Origin of the sequence: Micromonospora sp. NPDC048063 (genome assembly GCF_043202855.1) — a bacterium.
Lineage (GTDB): Bacteria > Actinomycetota > Actinomycetes > Mycobacteriales > Micromonosporaceae > Micromonospora.
In genome coordinates, this window is sequence record NZ_JBIDBG010000005.1 from 100,141 (window position 1) to 112,486 (window position 12,346).

At 72.8% G+C, this 12,346-nt stretch carries 12 protein-coding genes; 6 read left to right on the forward strand and 6 right to left on the reverse strand.

Annotated elements, in window-relative coordinates:
• Positions 1-30: 30 nt before the first annotated feature.
• Positions 31-1,308, reverse strand: coding sequence for an MFS transporter (locus ACGFZ2_RS15510; RefSeq protein ID WP_393453895.1), 1,278 nt, complete (start codon positions 1,306-1,308; stop codon positions 31-33).
• Positions 1,309-1,413: 105 nt separating this feature from the next.
• Here ACGFZ2_RS15510 and ACGFZ2_RS15515 point away from each other — a divergent pair, with 105 nt between their 5' ends.
• Both ACGFZ2_RS15515 and ACGFZ2_RS15520 read left to right on the forward strand, forming a co-directional pair.
• Entirely contained in the window at positions 1,414-1,977 is a 564-nt protein-coding gene (locus tag ACGFZ2_RS15515) for an adenylate kinase (RefSeq protein WP_393453898.1), read from the forward strand.
• Positions 1,978-2,056: 79 nt separating this feature from the next.
• On the forward strand, positions 2,057-2,713 hold the full coding sequence (locus ACGFZ2_RS15520; protein ID WP_393453901.1) for a M23 family metallopeptidase: 657 nt from the start codon (positions 2,057-2,059) through the stop codon (positions 2,711-2,713).
• A gap of 39 nt (positions 2,714-2,752) precedes the next feature.
• Here ACGFZ2_RS15520 and ACGFZ2_RS15525 read toward each other — a convergent pair whose 3' ends face one another.
• The 4 genes from ACGFZ2_RS15525 to ACGFZ2_RS15540 all read right to left on the reverse strand — a co-directional run bounded on the left by ACGFZ2_RS15525 (position 2,753) and on the right by ACGFZ2_RS15540 (position 7,574).
• On the reverse strand, positions 2,753-4,381 hold the full coding sequence (locus ACGFZ2_RS15525; protein WP_393453904.1) for an acyl-CoA dehydrogenase family protein: 1,629 nt from the start codon (positions 4,379-4,381) through the stop codon (positions 2,753-2,755).
• Complete coding sequence (locus ACGFZ2_RS15530; RefSeq protein WP_393453907.1) at positions 4,378-4,977, reverse strand: TetR/AcrR family transcriptional regulator; 600 nt, start codon at positions 4,975-4,977, stop codon at positions 4,378-4,380. Before ACGFZ2_RS15530 ends, ACGFZ2_RS15525 begins: the two co-directional genes overlap by 4 nt.
• A gap of 424 nt (positions 4,978-5,401) precedes the next feature.
• Positions 5,402-6,577, reverse strand: coding sequence for a zinc-dependent alcohol dehydrogenase (locus ACGFZ2_RS15535; protein ID WP_393453910.1), 1,176 nt, complete (start codon positions 6,575-6,577; stop codon positions 5,402-5,404).
• Positions 6,578-6,602: 25 nt separating this feature from the next.
• Positions 6,603-7,574, reverse strand: coding sequence for an SRPBCC family protein (locus ACGFZ2_RS15540; RefSeq protein ID WP_393453913.1), 972 nt, complete (start codon positions 7,572-7,574; stop codon positions 6,603-6,605).
• Between the two features lie 185 nt (positions 7,575-7,759).
• Here ACGFZ2_RS15540 and ACGFZ2_RS15545 point away from each other — a divergent pair, with 185 nt between their 5' ends.
• The 3 genes from ACGFZ2_RS15545 (at position 7,760) to ACGFZ2_RS15555 (ending at position 10,220) form a co-directional block, all read left to right on the forward strand.
• Complete coding sequence (locus ACGFZ2_RS15545) at positions 7,760-8,503, forward strand: YqjF family protein (RefSeq protein ID WP_393453916.1); 744 nt, start codon at positions 7,760-7,762, stop codon at positions 8,501-8,503.
• Positions 8,504-8,625: 122 nt separating this feature from the next.
• Positions 8,626-9,555 carry a diacylglycerol/lipid kinase family protein gene (locus tag ACGFZ2_RS15550; protein WP_393453919.1) on the forward strand — a complete coding sequence of 310 codons (930 nt, stop codon included), beginning with the start codon at positions 8,626-8,628 and terminating at the stop codon, positions 9,553-9,555.
• Between the two features lie 242 nt (positions 9,556-9,797).
• Positions 9,798-10,220, forward strand: a complete 423-nt coding sequence (locus ACGFZ2_RS15555; protein ID WP_393453922.1) for a nitroreductase family deazaflavin-dependent oxidoreductase — start codon at positions 9,798-9,800, stop codon at positions 10,218-10,220.
• A 123-nt stretch (positions 10,221-10,343) separates the two neighbouring features.
• On the opposite strand, the gene ACGFZ2_RS15560 is transcribed toward ACGFZ2_RS15555, so the two are convergent.
• On the reverse strand, positions 10,344-10,937 hold the full coding sequence (locus ACGFZ2_RS15560; protein ID WP_393453925.1) for a TetR/AcrR family transcriptional regulator: 594 nt from the start codon (positions 10,935-10,937) through the stop codon (positions 10,344-10,346).
• Positions 10,938-11,014: 77 nt separating this feature from the next.
• On the opposite strand from ACGFZ2_RS15560, the gene ACGFZ2_RS15565 reads away from it, so the two are divergent.
• Positions 11,015-12,007, forward strand: a complete 993-nt coding sequence (locus tag ACGFZ2_RS15565) for an alpha/beta hydrolase (protein ID WP_393453928.1) — start codon at positions 11,015-11,017, stop codon at positions 12,005-12,007.
• Positions 12,008-12,346 lie beyond the last annotated feature (339 nt).

Consider the following 12,346-nt stretch of genomic DNA (forward strand, 5'->3'; position numbering starts at 1 on the left):
CTGTCGTCGTGAAGGCGACCGTAGCCCGCCTCAGGTGGTGGCCCGCTGAAGCTCCGGCTCGTGGGCGACCGGCTCGGCGCCGGCCCGGCGGATGGGCGTGAACAGTCCGCCGACCGCGACCAGGAGACACCCTGTTCCGGCGACGAGAGCCACCGCGGTGACGCCGTACCGGCCGGCGGCCCAGGTCAGCACCGCGGCACCGGCCGGGCCGAGCGAGTAGTGCGTGCTCCAGAAAGCCGACGTGACCCGCCCGAGCAGGTGATCGGGCGTGATCTCCTGGCGCAGCGACATCGAGCAGATCCCGCCCACGCTGACGCCGCACAGGTATACCGCGGTCAGCACGGTGACGCCGTGCACGTCTCCGACGACGCCGATGCCGGCGATGGCGAGACCGCACATCGACACCGCGCCGATCCAGGTGACTCCGAAGCCACGCCTGCGGCGTAACGGCGCCGCCAGCAGCGCTCCGGCGATCGTGCCCAGCGCCGCCAGCCCGAGCACCGTGCCGACGGTGCCGTCGGAGCCGCCGAGGTCGTACTTGACGTGGTAGATGAGCACGTCGGTGAATCCGTACGTCAGGAAGATGAAGACCGACAGCAGGATGGTCAGCGAGCGGAGCACGGGCTGACGCCAGAGGAACCGGGCGCCGGCCAGGAACTCGGCCAGTCGCGTCTCCCGCCCCAGCCCGCCGCCGGTCCCTTCACCCTCGGCGGGCTGCCGGAGCCGGACCAGCCAGAGGCCGGCGGCTGACAGGGCGAAACTGGCCGCGTTGATGGCGATGGCCGCCGTGGGACCGAATCGGGCGGACACCACACCCGCGAGCAGTGGCCCGCCCACGGCCGCCGTCGCGTAGGTCGCCTGCAGCCGCCCGTTGGCTTCGGTGATCCGGTGTCGGTCGACGAGGTTGCGTACCGCGGTCACCGCGGCGACCTGGAACACCATGCCGGCCGCCTCGCAGATGGGCAGGACGACGAAGAGCAGCCAGATCTGTGGGCCGGCGAGCCAGGCCAGGGGAACGAGGGCGTAGAGCACCAGGCGGGCCAGGTCTGCGGCGACCATGAGTGTCCGCCGGTCGTACCGGTCGACCAGGACGCCGCCGAAGACCCCCGCGCCGACGGAGGCGGCGCCGGCCACGGCCGTGAGCAGGCCCATCTGGGCGACCGACCCGGTCGCGTGCAGCACCAGCAGCGGCACCGCGATGTAGGCGAACGAGTCACCGGCGGCGGAGAGCGACTGCGCCGCCCAGTACGCGCCGAAGTTGCGGTCACGCCACAAGGGAGGCTGGGCCGGACCGACGCGTTGGCTCATACCCGGCGAGGATAGTCCCGCCACCCCGGCCAGGCTGGCGAGCCTGACGGCGGGGTGGGACACGGTGGACCGGGCGGTGTGGCGCCACCGGCGTACGCTGCCGCGATGAGCGCTCCCTCGCGCATCCTCATCTACGCGGTGTACGACGCCGGCAAGTCCACCCTGGCGGCGCGGCTGGCCCGGCACCTGGGGTTGCCGTGGTACCCCGTCGACGACCTGCTCTGGGAGCCCGGCTGGGTCGAGGTGCCGGTCGCGCAGCAGCGCAGCCGGATCGAGGCGATCTGCCGACGCGACCGATGGATCCTCGACGGCGCATACCACGGGTGGCGGGACGTGGTGCTGACCCGCGCCGACCTGGTCGTCGGCCTGGACTACCCGCGCTGGTGCTCCTTCGGGCGCCTGTTGCGTCGCACCGTCCGCCGGTTGCGGACGGGGGAGGAGATCTGCAACGGCAACCGCGAGTCGCTGGGCAGCGTGCTGTCCCGGGACTCGATCCTGGTGTGGCACCTCACCGCCTTCGGCCGGGCCCGGCGACGGATGCGGGCCTGGCAGGCCGACCCGACCGGGCCGCCGGTGCTGCTGTTCCGCTCGCCGGCAGCCCTGGACCGCTGGTTGGCCGGCCTGCCCCGCCTGGGAGACGGGGCCGGCACGCCCGGCTCACGTCGTTGACGGCGGTCCACCGGTAGAGTTCGTGGCGGGGACGAGCAGGTGACACGGGAGGTTCACGATCTCCGCTCTCGACCACGTCGTGCTCACGCTACCGTTTCGCGGCACGTGGCTCGCGCGCAACAGCCCGGCCCGGCGCGTGCCGAGCCACGGCACCCACCTGTTCGCCACGACGTACGCCATGGACTTCGTCGCGGTGCGGGGCCGGCGCACGGCGACCACGCGGGACTGGCGCGCGCTGTTGGCCACGGAGCCGGCGGAGCGGTTCTTCGCGTTCGGTCAGCCCATCCTCGCGCCCGCCGCCGGCAGGGTGGTGTCGGTCCACGACGGCGAGGTGGACCACGTGGCGCGGCGGTCACCGCTCGCGCGGGTGCCCTACGCCCTGACCCAGGCGTCCCGGGCTCGCGGGGGCGCGGGCGCGCTCGCCGGCAACCACGTGATCCTCGAGCTGGCGGGCCGTCGCGGGTACGTCGTGCTCGCCCACCTGCGCGCCGGCTCGATCCGGGTGGGCGAGGGCGAGCCCGTGGCGGCCGGCCGGGAGTTGGCCGACTGCGGCAACTCGGGCAACTCCACGCAGCCGCACCTGCACATCCAGGTCATGGACTCCGCGGATCCGTTCGCCGCGCGCGGCCTCCCCATGTCCTTCCGGGACTACCGGGCGTGGCGTCGACCCGGCGGGCCGCCGGTGGTGGTCGAGCAGGGCATCCCCCGCGAGTCGGAGATCGTCGAATCGGTGTGACGCGCCGGGTCCGGATCGTGGGGGAGTGCCGCGGTGGCCTCAGCCCACCTTGGGCACGGCGCGGGAGATGATCGTGGCGAAGTCGACTCCGGGCGGCAGGGTGCCGAACGCGTGGCCGTGGTCCCCGCCGAGGCGCGAGGCGCAGAAGGCGTCGGCGACGGCGGGGTGGCCGTGCTGCACCAACAGCGAGCCCTGCAGGACGAGCGCCAGCCGTTCGACGACGCGGCGGGCCCGCAGCTCGAGGTCGCCGTGGTCGGCCAGGTCGGCCCGCACCCCTCGTACGGCGGCGTCGAGCCGCGGGTCGGCGCCGGCGGCGGTGGCCACCTCGGCCTGGAAAGCCTCCATGACCTGCGGTTCCTTGGCGAGGGCGCGCAGGACGTCCAGCGCGGCGACGTTGCCGGAGCCCTCCCAGATCGAGTTCAGGGGCGACTCGCGGAACAGCCGCGGCATGCCGGACTCCTCGACGTAGCCGTTGCCGCCCAGGCATTCCAGGGCCTCGGCGGCGTGCGTCGGCCAGCGCTTGCAGACCCAGTACTTGCCGATGGCGAGGGCGAGCCGCTTGAACGCGGTCTCGCCGGCGTCACCGCGCGCGGAGCGGTCGGTCGCCCCGGCGAGCCGCATCATCAGGACGGTGGCGGCCTCGGACTCGACCGCGAGGTCGGCGAGGACGTTGCGCATCAGCGGCTGGTCGGCGAGGTACCGGCCGAAGGCCTGCCGGTGGGTGGCGTGGTGGACGGCGGTGAGCACGCCCTGGCGCATCCCGGCCGCCGCGCCGATGACGCAGTCGAGGCGGGTCAGGTTGACCATGTCGATGATGGTGCGCACGCCACGGCCCTCGTCACCGACGCGCCAGGCCAGCGCGTGCTCGTACTCGACCTCCGCCGAGGCGTTGGACCGGTTGCCGAGCTTGTCCTTCAGGCGCATCAGCCGCATCGGGTTGCGCGTGCCGTCCGGGAGGACCCGCGGCACGAGGAAGCAGGTGAGCCCGCCCGGCGCCTGGGCGAGGGTGAGGAAGACGTCGCACATCGGCGCCGAGGTGAACCACTTGTGCCCGAGGAGCCGGTAGGTGCCGTCCGGCTCCGGGCGGGCGGTGGTGGCGTTGGCGCGTACGTCCGAGCCGCCCTGCTTCTCCGTCATCGACATGCCGGCCAGCAGCCCCCGCTTGCCGAGCGGCGCGCGCAGCCCGAAGTCGTACGTCGCGGCGGTGAGCAGCGGCTCGTACCGTGCGGCCAGCTCCGGGTCGTGCCGCAGCGCCGGCACCGCCGCGTACGTCATGGAGATGGGGCAGCCGTGCCCGGCGTCGGGGCGCCAGGTGTAGAACTTGGCGGCCCGGGCCACGTGCGCGCCGGGCCGGTCGTCCGCCCACGGCGCGGCGTGCAGCCCGTGCGTGACCGCGGTGCGCATCAGCTCGTGCCAGGCCGGGTGGAACTCCACCTCGTCGATCCGGTGGCCGTAGCGGTCGTGGGTGCGCAGGACCGGCGGGTGTTCGTTCGCCAGCCGCCCGTACTCGATCGCCTGCTCGGCGCCGCCGATCCGGCCGAGCTCGTGCAGCTCCGCGGTGGCCCACCCGGCACCCTCCCGGGCGAGCCCGTCGAGCAGCGCCGGGTCGTCCGCCGCGTCGTAGCCGGCCAGCGGGGGGACCTGGTTGCGGACCTCGTGCGTCGTCAAGGCGACACTCCAATCGCACGGTGGATGAACGTGATCAGGCTAGGGATGGTGCTCGGGCCGGCGACCCCGGCCGCCAGCGGGCCGACCATCGCTTCGGCCAGGGCACCGACGAGAGCGGTCGCGGTCAGCTCCGGGTCCTGCGGGGGCAGCTCACCGCTCGCCACGCCGGCCGCGACGTAGCCGGCGATCAGTTCGGCGTACGCCCGGCGGAAGACGAGCCGCTCGGCGTCGACCGCCGGGTCGACCGGCTCGACGAGCAGGGCGTACGCCAACCGCGGGGACTGCAGCGCGCGGCCGGAGAACGTCTCGATGACGGCGGACACCTGCGCGGCGACCGTGGGCTCCAGCGCTGCCGCGCGCGCGACCGCGTCCACCTCCCGCTGGGAGGCGGTGCGGAACACCTCGGCGAACAGGTCGGCCTTGGTGGGGAAGTGGCGGTAGACGCTGCCGGTGGCCATGCCGGCCCGCTCGGCGACGGCGGCGACGGAACAGCCGGCGTACCCGTGCCCGGCCATGATCTCCAGGGCGGCGACGATGATCCGGTCGCGGGACGCGCTCAGCCGAGCCTTCACACGGTCGGTGCTCCGGTAGACCACGCAAGAATTGAACCATCATTCAAACCTTGGTCACAAGGTGGCGGCAGGCGTGGAGGACCTCCTGCACCGGGCCCTGCGGCTGAGCCGGGAGATCGGCTACCGCCGCGCGGAGGTCTGCGCCCACATCGGTCTGGCCACGGCGCACCGGGCGGGAGGCGGAGGCGGCGCGGCACGCCCGCCTCGGCGAGGAACTCGCCCGGCGCTCCGAGCACCTCCTGCTCGCCCGTCAGGCCCGGGACGTGCTGGCCGACGGCGGGCGGCTGGCGTCGGCGAGCTGACCGCCGAGGGGCCGCCGGTCCTGATGCGGGCCGCCGGGGTCACCGTTCTCCATCGAGGTGGCGAAGGCGATGTCGCGGCGGGAGACGGGCCGCAGCGAGGAGCAGGACCGGAGCGCCGTCGTCCTAGACCGGCACGACCGCGAGGGTCAGGGTTTGAGGACGACCTTCACGCAGTCCTCCTGCTTGTTCTTGAAGATGTCGTAGCCGTGGGGCGTGTCGTCGAGCCGCATGGTGTGGGTGATGATGAAGCTCGGGTCGATCTCGCCCTTACGGATGCGTTCCAGCAGCGGCCGCATGTAGCGCTGCACGTGGGTCTGGCCCGACCGCATGGTCAGCGACCGGTTCGTGAACGAGCCCATCGGGAACTTGTCGATGAAGCCGCCGTACGCGCCGATCACCGAGATCGTGCCGCCGTTGCGGCAGCTCAGGACGGCTTCCCGAAGCGCGTGCGGTCGGTCCGTCTCCATCTTGAGCGCCTGCTTGGCCTTGTCGTACGCGTGCAGCGCCGCCGAGGCGTGATGCCCCTCCACGCCGACCGCGTCGATGCAGGCGTCGGGCCCGCGCCCGGCGGTCATGTCCCGCAGGGCGTCGAGGACGTCGGTCTCCTCGTAGTTGATCGTCTCCGCGCCCGTCTTCTCCCGCGCCATCGCGAGGCGGTACGGGAAGCGGTCGATGACGATCACCCGTTCCGCGCCGAGGAGGAAGGCGCTGGCGGCGGCGAGCTGACCGACCGGCCCCGCCCCCCAGATGGCGATGACGTCGCCGCGCTCGATGTCGCACATCTCGGCGGCCATGTAGCCGGTCGGCAGGACGTCGGACAGGAACAGCACCTTCTCGTCCGGCAGGTCGTCCTCGACCTTGAGCGCCCCGACGTCGGCGTACGGCACGCGTACGTACTGCGCCTGACCGCCGGCGTAGCCGCCGAGCAGGTGGGAGTAGCCGAAGACACCCGCGGGCGAGTGACCCATCGCCAGTTCGGCGACGGCCGCGTTGGGGTTGGAGTTCTCGCAGATGGAGTAGAGGCCGTTCGCGCAGGCGACGCAGTTGCCACAGGCGATCGGGAAGGCCACCACGACCCGGTCGCCGACACCCAGCCCGTCCCGGACGCCGTGGCCCAGTTCCACGATCTCGCCCATGAACTCGTGGCCGAGCACGTCGCCCTTCCTCATCGCCGGGAGGTATCCCTGGAGCAGGTGCAGGTCCGAGCCGCAGATCGCGGACGACGTGATCTGCACGATCGCGTCCCGGGGGTTGATGATCTGCGGGTCGGGCACGTCGTCGACGGATACCTTGTTCGGGGCGACCCAACAGGTGGCTCTCATGTGCTTCCTGCCTTCTCTCGACCGGTCAGCGGGTCGGCAGCGGCTGGGCGGGGCGCTGTTTCACCTGTTGCTGGACGCTGCTGCCCTGCGGGCTGCCGTCGGACTTCGTGATCTCGCCGGTCTCGATGACCTGCTTGAACCGCCGCAGGTCGTCGCAGGTCTGCTGCTGCGGGCTCTCGCCGAACATCTTGGCCACCATCGCGCCGAACCGCCGGCCCGGCACCGAGTACGTCAGCTCGACATGGACCTCCGTGCCGCGTCCGCCCGCCGTCGGCCTGAACCGCACACACCCGGAGTTGGGCACCTGTGCCCCCGCCACGGAGCGCCACCTGATCAGCTCGCCGGGGCGGTCGTCGACGACCTCCGCCTCCCACTCGACGCTGCCGCCGGCCGGGGCCTTCGCCGTCCAGCGGGAACGCCGGTTGCCGGCTATCCGCACCGACTTCAGGTGGTACATGAACCGTGGCAGGTTCTCGAAGTCGTGCCAGAACCGGTAGGTGTCCTCGACGCTGCGGTTGACCGTGATCGACGCCTCCACCTGGTTGTCGCCCGTCATCCGTCGGCCCCGGGTGACCCGTACCGCGGTGTAGAGGTCGACAGCGGTGATGCCGGCGAGCGCCCAGGTCGTGTAGCGCAGCCGCCGTCGCCGCTCGTCGTGGCGGTTCCGCAGCGCCCGGCCGCTGGCGGCGAGGTCCATGATGTCGCCGGCGACCCGCGTCCACGCTCCCCACCCCGCCCGGCGCGGAATCAGCAGCGCGGCGGCGTGCCCGAACTCCCGCACGCCGGCGATCCGCAGCACCGTCCGGGCGGTGCGCGAATCGTCGATGCCGCACATCCGGCTGACCTGCGGCCGGGCGCCGAGCGCCGCTGCTCCGAGGCCGACACTGGCCCAGCCGAGGAGCCGCGCCAGCCTTTCGGACCTGCGGCCCTGGCTCGCCCGTTCGATGCCGAGGCTGTCCGTCAGCGATCGGACGCCAAAGGTGGTTCTTCCTGCCATCTACCTCGCTCCACTTCCGGATCGGTCCCAGGCGGCGATAAGCCCGCTGCCCGCGCACGGGTCATGTCCGCTCGCCTCGCACCCGGGCGCCCGGGGCAGCGCCCTGCCGCGCCCGTCTTCCCGGAAATGTCGAGATCACGCCCGGGAGGGGAGCGTCACCCGGTGCCGCCGGGCAGGATGGGCACGTGTACATCGAGCCGGTCGACTGCGCGCCCGAGCAGGCGTTCCCGCGAGCGATCCTGCGGCAGCGCTGGGAGGACCTCGCCTTCCTGCACTGGGCGGTCGCTCCGGAGCTCGTCGCGCCGCTGCTGCCGGCCGGCACCCGCCCGGACACCCTCGACGGGCTCAGCTATGTGGGCCTGGTCGGCTTCCGCATGGTGGGGCTGGGCCTCGGCCGTGGGCCGGGGGTGCCGTACCTCGGCAGCTTCTGGGAGACCAACGTCCGGCTCTACTCGGTCGACGGCGCCGGCCGGCGGGCCGTGGTGTTCCGCTCGCTCGACGCGTCCCGGCTGGTCCCGGTGCTGGTCGCCCGGGCGACCCTGCGGCTGCCGTACATGTGGTCGGCGATGCGGCTGGACCGGGACGGCGACCGCCGCACCTACCGGTGCCGGCGTCGCTGGCCCGGCCCGCCCTGTGCGGCGAGCCGGATGGTGGTCCGGGTGGGTGGGGCGATCGCCGAGCCGACCCCGCTGGAGCATTTCGTCACCGCCCGGTGGGGGCTGCACACCCGGGCGTACGGTCGCACGCGGCACCTGCCGAACTGGCATCCCCGCTGGCCGCTGCACCGGGCCGAACTGCTGCACCTGGACGACGAGCTGGTCACCGCCGCCGGGCTGCCGGCGCCGACCGGACCGCCGGCCAGCGTGCTGTATTCCCCCGGCGTGCCGGTCCGGTTCGGCCCACCAGTCACCCTGCGCCCGTCTCGCTGATCACCGGCCCGAATCGCTGTGGGCGGCGCGCACCATCAACCGGGTGGCGAACGGCACCGCCGACCCGAACACCCGGCGGGCGTGCGCCGTCCGCCGGCCGTCCGGCGCTAGGGTCGGGCCCTATGCGGACGAAGCAGGAGCTGAGCGCGGCCATCCGGCGGGAGCGGCGGGCGGTGCTGGTCGTCAACGCCCACTCCCGCCGGGGCCGCCAGCTCTACGAGGAGACCCGGTCGCGGCTGGTCGCGGCCGGCTTCACCCTGCTGGGCACCTATCCGGTCGACCGGCCCGCCGAACTCGAGCAGAGCCTCGCCGCCGCCGCCGACCTCGGGCCGGACCTCCTGGTCGCCGGCGGTGGCGACGGCACGATCGGCACCGCCGCGCGCCTGCTCGCCCACCGCGACATCGCGCTCGGCCTGCTGCCGCTGGGCACCACCAACAACTTCGCGCGTACGGTGGGCATCCCGCTCGACCTCGACGCGGCGGTCGCGGTCCTCACCGACGGCAAGGTGATCGACGTCGACCTCGGACTCGTGGGCAACATGCGGTTCACCAACCACATCGGCATCGGCCTCTCCGCCGACGTGATGCTCAGGACACCGCCCCGGCTCAAGCGGGTCATCGGCCGGATCGCGTACCCGATGACCGCCCTGGCGCTGCTGACCCGGCACCGGCCGTTGCGCGCCGCCGTACGCGCCGAGGGACGGCGGCACGAGTTCCTCACCCACCAGCTGTACGTCGCGAACGGCGGCTTCCACGCGGGGCGGCCCATCACCGCGGACGCGGACGCCGACGACCGGCTGTTGGTCGCGTACCCGGTGGGTGGCCCGACCCGCCGCGGACTGCTGCGGGACACGGCGCGTAACGCGGCCACCGGCCATCGCCGCACCCTCGTCGACGAGCCGTTCCTCGCCGTACGCGAACTCTGGCTGGAGACCGACCGGCCGGCGCCCGTGGAGGTGGACGGGGAGCCGTACGGCGAGACCCCGATCCGGATCGGCCTGGACCCCAACGCGCTGCGCGTCATGGCCGCCGCCGACAGCCCGGACCGCTAGGCGACGCCCGGGACCGCGCAGGCCAAACACCACACGACCAGCGTGGGCAGCCGATGAGAGAGCGACAGCCCGGGCGCCTGGACCGAGCCTCGCCAGACACCGGTCATAGGGCAAGTGAACAAGCAGTCGCGACCGAACGCGCCGTGCGGGCGCGGAGCCTCGGGCGAGCTGTCGTACGCGCGGTCGCGTCAGTCAAGCGCGCGATGTATCGGGGAGGACGGCCGAACGGGCTCATGCGGCTGATGAACCAGCTCGATGTCCTGGTGTACGAGGGCTCGGTGGTTGTCGCCGCGCCACGCTGCCGTGCTGAAGGTGCTGGGGCATCACAGCGGCAACGTCACCTCGCTTCCGGTCGCGTCACGGCCTACCGCCGTGCCGAATACCTCGTGTCGATGCTCGGGCCGGATGCGAACTGGGTGCGGAACGTCCAGGCGGCGGGCGGTAGGGCCGCGCTCCGCCGTCGGGGTCGCGAGACCCCGATCCTGATCGAGGAGATCGCGTCCGAGCGTCGCGCCGAGATCCTGCGCCGCTACCTCGCCGCCGCGCCTGGCGCACGGGCGCACCTGGGGCTGGGGCCGGCAGCCCCCTTGCCGGAGTCCCGCCGGATCGCGCCTCGTCACCCCGTGTTCCGAATCCGTGAATGCCCCGTTCGTGCCCCCACGTGAGAGGTGGACGAGTGAGCGACAGCGCCTCGCGGCCTCGTCGCCTGTCAGCCGGTCGAGCGCGGCCTACGCCTGCTCGGTCCACAGGCGCGGTCGGCGGCCGGCGTCTCCTTTCCGGTGCCGCCGTCAGTCGACGGCAGGTCTGGGCCGACCGCCGTCGTCGGCAAAGTGCGGCAGGACCATCTCGACCAGTGCCGCGACGTCAGCGTCGGTCATCGGCTCGCCGGTCATGCCCATCCGGTGGAGCAGGGTCCCGACGACGACGTCGATGAGGAGCAGGACCCGGTTCTCCGGCTCGCCGAGGGCTTCCTGGAGCGCGAGCCGGTACGGCTCCTGCAGCCGCGCGGACAGGATCTCGCGCAGGGTCGGATCGCTGACGGCGTCACTGAACACGCCGGCGAACGCGTCGCCCACCCCGGGCTCGCCGATCTTCGCCGCGATCCAATGGATGGCCGAGGAAACGAGCTGAGCTTGACTGCCGCTCGCCACCGGCACCGGGCCGAACGCGTCGAGGAGGCAGTCCACGACCAGCGCGCCCTTGGACGGCCAGCGACGGTAGATCGTCGTCTTCGCGACGCCGGCCGTGGCGGCGATGCGGTCGACGGTGGCGCGCGCGTAGCCCAGCTCGTGGACGGTGCTCAGCGTCGCGGTGAAGACGGCGGCGTTGACGCCGGTGCGCGGACGGCCGGGCGGCCTGGCGGATGTGGTCCCAGGGGTCATGTTGACACGGTAGCCGATTACGCTACCTTAGGTATCGATACTCTCGGTATCGAAACCACAAAGTGTCGAGGAGAACCATGAGCGAGGTCACCGCGGAGCGGGCACCGCTGGGCATCCGGCTGATGCAGGCCCTGGGCAAGGAGCCGGACTGGTCGGCGATGACGGCCGAGGAACTGGTGGTGCTGCGGGAGGCGGTGAACCGTGAGCGGTCGTCCCGCCTGGCGCGGCTGATCACCGGGTTTCCGGACCGCGGCGTCACGATCCAGTGGCAGGAGGTCGCACTTCCCGGACGCAGGCTCCGCGTCCGGACGTACCGGCCGTCGCCCGGGCGCGAGGGCGAAGGCGCCGCCCGGGCCGGCCTGCCACTCGTGCTCCATGTTCACGGAGGCGGATTCGTGGGCACGGCGGTGCAGAGCGACTGGGTGAACAGCCACCTCGCCGCGCGGCTACCCGGGCTCGTCGTGTCGGTCGAGCATCGGCTCCTCGATCCTCAGACTCCGCTGCAGGCGGCCGTCGACGACGGCTGGGACGTGCTTCTGCACGTGGTGCAGCACGCCGCGCAGTGGGGCATCGACCCGGCCCGGATCGCCGTCTTCGGCGAGAGCACCGGCTCGATGGTCACCGCCCTGGCCGCGATACGGGCCAAGAAGTCCGGCCCGCTCCTGCGGGCACAGGTGCTGGTCAACCCGGCCGTTGACCTCACCGCGGCGGGGTTCGAGCACGCTTCGATGCACGAACACGCCAACAGCCCGACCCTCACCATGCCGCAGATGCGGCTGTTCCAGCGGCTCGCCGTGCCGCCGGGAACGGATCCTCGCGCGTTGTCGCCGCTGTATGCCGACGACCTGAGCGGGCTGGCCCCCGCGCTCGTCGTGGTGCCGACCCTGGATCCGGTGGCCGATCACGGCCGCCGTTACGCCGAACGACTGCGGGCGGCCGGGACCGCCGCACGGCTCACCGAGTACCCCGGAGCCACGCACGCGTTCCTCAGCATGCCGGGCGTGGTACCCCAGGCCAAGGCCGCACGAGCGGAGATCACCGAGTTCCTCCGCGGGGGCCTCACCGGGTGATCGCCTCGGCCGGCCGGTTTCTGTTCCACGTCACCGCCGCCATGGCCCACATGGCCCGGGCGATCGACACAACCGGCTGGCCGACCGGGGGTACGGCCATCGGCGCGACCGCCGGCCTGGTCGTGAGGAGAGATCGATGAAGACGGGAGAACGATGAACGCCTCGGACCTTGCCCCGGTGGGGGAGCGGTCTGCCCCACCACCAATGAGGGGCGCCGAGCCCGCGGCGGAACAGACCGTGACGCGGCTGCTGCGTCCGCACCTCTGGAGTTTCGCCGCCAGCTTGTCGGCTCCGCTGAGCCGCCGTGGCGGATGGGTTGGTGGTCCGCTCCTTGTCGCG

Excerpts from the sequence above, each read along its gene's own strand:
- ACGFZ2_RS15555 (WP_393453922.1), top strand. The coding sequence starts at position 9,798 with ATGAACCAGCTCGATGTCCTGGTGTACGAGGGCTCGGTGGTTGTCGCC.
- ACGFZ2_RS15560 (WP_393453925.1), bottom strand. The coding sequence starts at position 10,937 with ATGACCCCTGGGACCACATCCGCCAGGCCGCCCGGCCGTCCGCGCACC.
- ACGFZ2_RS15510 (WP_393453895.1), bottom strand. The coding sequence starts at position 1,308 with ATGAGCCAACGCGTCGGTCCGGCCCAGCCTCCCTTGTGGCGTGACCGC.
- ACGFZ2_RS15550 (WP_393453919.1), top strand. The coding sequence starts at position 8,626 with ATGCGGACGAAGCAGGAGCTGAGCGCGGCCATCCGGCGGGAGCGGCGG.
- ACGFZ2_RS15565 (WP_393453928.1), top strand. The coding sequence starts at position 11,015 with ATGAGCGAGGTCACCGCGGAGCGGGCACCGCTGGGCATCCGGCTGATG.
- ACGFZ2_RS15540 (WP_393453913.1), bottom strand. The coding sequence starts at position 7,574 with ATGGCAGGAAGAACCACCTTTGGCGTCCGATCGCTGACGGACAGCCTC.
- ACGFZ2_RS15535 (WP_393453910.1), bottom strand. The coding sequence starts at position 6,577 with ATGAGAGCCACCTGTTGGGTCGCCCCGAACAAGGTATCCGTCGACGAC.
- ACGFZ2_RS15515 (WP_393453898.1), top strand. The coding sequence starts at position 1,414 with ATGAGCGCTCCCTCGCGCATCCTCATCTACGCGGTGTACGACGCCGGC.